We start from the raw sequence: 785 nt of genomic DNA, 5'->3' as shown, positions 1-785 counted from the left end.
TCGCCGGCGTCGTGATCACCTTCAACGACATCACCGAACGCAGGCAGCCGCCGAGGCGGTCAACGAGGCGAGGATCTATGCCGAGGCGATCGTCGGCACGGTGCGGCAGCCCTTGCTGGTCCTGAACGCCGAACTTCACGTCCAGTCGGCCAATGCGGCTTTCTATGAGCTGTTCAGGGTTGCGGCGAAGGACACCCTAGGCAGCCTGCTGTACGGTCTCGGCAATGGACAATGGGACATCCCCGCGCTGCGAACGCTTCTCGACGAGGTGCTGTCGAAAAATCAGGAGGTGACTGACTACGAGGTAGAGCATGAATTTCGCGATATCGGGCGGCGCTCCATGCTGCTCAATGCCCGCAAACTGTCCCAGGCAGCCGGACGCGAGGAGCTTATCCTGCTCGCCATCGAGGACATTACCGAGCGCAGGCAGTCGGAAAGACATCGCAAAACGCTCATGTCCGAACTCAACCACCGCGTCAAAAATACGCTGGCGGTGGTCCAGTCCATCGCTTCCCAGACCCTCGGCCACGCCTCGACGCTGGACGAAGCGCGGGAAGCGTTCGGCGCGCGGCTCATCAATCTCGCAAACGCGCAGAACATCTTGACGCGCGAAAACTGGCAGAGCGCGGATCTCGGCGACATCGTCTCCGATACGGTCAAGCCGCATGCGGGCGGAGAAAACCGCTTCCGGATCGAAGGTCCCCCCGTCCGGCTGGCGCCAGGCGCGGCGCTTGCAGTCTCCATGGCACTGCACGAACTCACCACCAACGCCGCCAAGTACGGCG

1 protein-coding gene is annotated in these 785 nt (G+C 62.5%); it reads left to right on the top strand.

All coding sequences use genetic code 11. The annotated features are described in order from the left end of the window. The coding region (locus EN780_RS35890; RefSeq protein WP_128276580.1) for an HWE histidine kinase domain-containing protein at positions 1 to 785 on the top strand (785 nt) is incomplete at both ends.

This window comes from Mesorhizobium sp. M4B.F.Ca.ET.089.01.1.1, assembly GCF_004022605.1.
In the GTDB taxonomy this organism is placed as follows: domain Bacteria; phylum Pseudomonadota; class Alphaproteobacteria; order Rhizobiales; family Rhizobiaceae; genus Mesorhizobium; species Mesorhizobium abyssinicae.
The sequence above is the reverse complement of the archived record's forward strand: the minus strand, read 5'-3'. Positions and strand labels throughout refer to the sequence as shown.